Annotated in this window: 2 protein-coding genes; both read right to left on the reverse strand. The window is 38.5% G+C overall.

Annotated elements, in window-relative coordinates; translation table 11 throughout:
* Window positions 1-227: hypothetical protein (locus H5232_RS24470; RefSeq protein WP_259400195.1), on the reverse strand; the 227-nt coding region annotated here is incomplete at its 3' end.
* 537 nt (window positions 228-764) lie between these two features.
* Window positions 765-1,217: T6SS immunity protein Tdi1 domain-containing protein (locus tag H5232_RS23295; protein ID WP_182762839.1), on the reverse strand; the 453-nt coding region annotated here is incomplete at its 5' end.

A 1,217-nucleotide genomic window follows, 5' to 3' on the forward strand; every position in this document is an offset into this window, starting at 1 on the left:
TTGTTGCCGGCACTTTGGTAATTGATATTGCCGTTGTTAGTTTGTTGTTTGAGTTCATTTTTAACATCAATAAATTGATTGTTCTTTATCACAAACTGTACATTGTTTTGCTCGGTTTCTAGGCAGAGGTCTTTTCCTGCATCGATACCCATTTTATTAAAAATAGACCCATTCTGGCGAGCTAAATAACACCCTAACTGCGTTAAAAATGACTCATGTAGCACCACTATATGTCGTCATTTTTGCCTTGTTATAGCGCTATTTTTCATGCGCCATAATAGCGCCTTAATTTAATGCAATGGGTATTAATTAATAGTCCCTAGTTGGCTTATTCATCATATAAGCTTACGGTCCGATTGCTTGGCGTTTAGCTCAAAGTAATGTTCACTGGCGAGAGTTTGTAAAATGACTTTTGGCTCATTGTCGCCATCATCAAATAGTAGTTCGTTGTGGGCTGCAGGGGAATTATGTCGCGGGGTAAACCCGCTGCTACGAATAATCGAATTTACTCTGTGCAAAAATGAAAGGCAGGGCACTAATCAGCGGCTGTATTAGCGCCTAGCCAAACAACATCCATGTTGTTAAAGAGCCGGTAATTCCTAGTGAATTAGTGCTTTGGCTGCACGGTTTAAATTTAAATTATAACGTCTTTATTGTTATAAACTGCTTAAAAACACACTAAGATCTAACCGAGCACTTTAGTATTTTTAAGTTTTGTAGCCCAGTCCAGATTAAAAAGGCCACAAGCATATTTGCATACAGCGTTATTCGTACTGCTTAATAGCGCCACGTACCATAGAAGCCATATCAATAATTTCCATATCCCCCATGTCGGCAATTAAATTCAAATGGGCAAAAATATCGCACTTTTCAATATTCTTGATTTTTTTCTCGCCACCCATAAATAAAAATGGCGCAAAGCCGTACACTTCATTAGCATTGAGTGGGCCATATTTTTTTAATGCCGCAGGGAAAAGTGGTTTCTTTTGGCTGCTTTTTATATCAGAACTATCTGGATCCTGACATGTCAAGAAACTTTTTATTGTTTGGTTAGCCTTGCCAGCTTCAATATCTTGCTGATTTCCTTTTTTTGTTCGCATCCAATTAAGGTAAGGGCTGATTTCCACAGAATGTCCGGTTTTCTCACCGTAGAGTTTTAAATTGCCCCAGGCATTACGCGCTATAACATAATAAATATCATCTTGCTCAAACGGGGT

The organism is Pseudoalteromonas sp. SG41-5 (genome assembly GCF_014164495.1).
GTDB lineage: Bacteria > Pseudomonadota > Gammaproteobacteria > Enterobacterales > Alteromonadaceae > Pseudoalteromonas > Pseudoalteromonas rhizosphaerae.